The organism is Streptomyces apricus (assembly GCF_008369065.1).
Lineage (GTDB): Bacteria > Actinomycetota > Actinomycetes > Streptomycetales > Streptomycetaceae > Streptomyces > Streptomyces apricus.
In genome coordinates this window covers 1-1099 of sequence record NZ_VDFC01000233.1, presented here as the reverse complement: position 1 = coordinate 1099, position 1099 = coordinate 1, and the positions used below count along the sequence as shown (strand labels likewise).

At 72.5% G+C, this 1099-nt stretch carries 1 protein-coding gene; it reads right to left on the bottom strand.

All coding sequences use genetic code 11. The features are described 5' to 3' along the window. The coding region (locus FGF04_RS39395; RefSeq protein WP_149516192.1) for an amino acid adenylation domain-containing protein at positions 1 to 1099 on the bottom strand (1099 nt) is incomplete at both ends.

Sequence of the window (1099 nt, the reverse complement as noted above, 5' to 3'; positions counted from 1 at the left end):
GGCGGGGTTCGGGCAGGGAGGTGCGGTCGACCTTGCCGTTGGGGGTCAGGGGCAGCCGCTCCAGGGGGACGATCACCTCGGGGACCATGTACGGCGGCAGGTGCTCGGCGGTGAGCGCGCGCAGTGCGTCGGTGTCGGCGCCGGCGGGGTCCTGGACGACGACGTAGGCGACGAGCTGGTTGCGGTGGGCCACCACGGCGCTGTGCTGCACCGCGGGGTGGGAGCGCAGCACGGCCTCGATCTCGCCCAGTTCCACCCGCAGTCCGTTGAGTTTGACCTGGAAGTCCTTGCGGCCCAGCAGCTCGATGAGGCCGTCCTCGCCGAAGCGCGCCAGGTCGCCGGTGCGGTACAGGCGCTCGCTGACCTCGCCGTGCGACCACTGCAGGAAGCGTTCGGCGGTGCGTTCGGGCTGGTCGAGGTAGCCGCGGGCCAGGCCGGTGCCGGCCAGGTACAGCTCGCCGGGCACGCCGGGGGGAACGGGCTGGAAGGCGTCGTCGAGGATGTAGGTGCGCTGGTTGGCCATGGGGCGGCCGTAGGGGATGCTCGTCCACCGCGGGTCGTCGTGGACCACTTCGTAGAGCGTGGAGTGGATGGATGCCTCGGTGGCGCCGCCGAGGGTGAACAGGCGCATCGCGGGGGCCACGGCGCGGGCGCGGGCGGGCAGCGGGACGGGGATCCAGTCGCCGCCCAGCATGGCCGCGCGCATGTGGGGCAGCGGTTCGGCGCCGCTCTGCTCCAGGTGGTCCACGAGCAGGTCCAGCAGGGCCGGGGCGGAGTTCCAGACGCTGACGCGGTGCTCGGTCAGCAGGTCGCTCCAGTGCGCCGGGTCCTTGGTGCGGTGCGCGGAGGGGATCACGACGGTGCCGCCGGCGGCGGTGATGCCCAGGTATTCGTAGACGGACATGTCGAAGCTGGGCGAGGACAGGGACAGCACCGCGTCGTGCGGGCCGGCGTGGAAGCGGGAGTTGAGGTCGGTGATGTTGTTGACCACGCCGCGGTGGTGCAGCGCGATCGGCTTGGGCGCGCCGGTGGAGCCGGAGGTGTGGATGATGTAGCACAGGTGGTCGGGGCCGGCGGCGGGGGCGGGATCGTGCACGGG